Raw genomic sequence first — 252 nt, forward strand, 5'->3', positions numbered from 1 at the left:
GAACCCGTGGCCGCCGACACCGCCCGCCAGCACCTGGAAACCCAGCTCGCCGCCTGGCAAGCGGGCCAGCAAACCCCGCTGCCGCTGGCCCCACAGGCCGGTTTTGCCTGGCTGGCCAAGCAAGGCACGCCGGAAATAGCGCAGGATAAAGGCCGAGACAGCGACGCCTTTGCTGCCGCCGAAGCCGCCTATGAAGGAGGTTACAAGGTTATCGGCGAAGCCGCGCAAAGCGCGTATTTAAGCCACCAGTGG

The 252-nt window shown here is 65.9% G+C and carries 1 protein-coding gene; it reads left to right on the forward strand.

Annotated features, from left to right (window positions below):
* A partial coding sequence (locus tag V0R37_RS22805; RefSeq protein WP_420376648.1) for a hypothetical protein occupies positions 1–252 on the forward strand: 252 nt, incomplete at both ends.

The sequence above is a fragment of the Pollutimonas rozaliensis genome (genome assembly GCF_048751585.1).
GTDB lineage: Bacteria > Pseudomonadota > Gammaproteobacteria > Burkholderiales > Burkholderiaceae_B.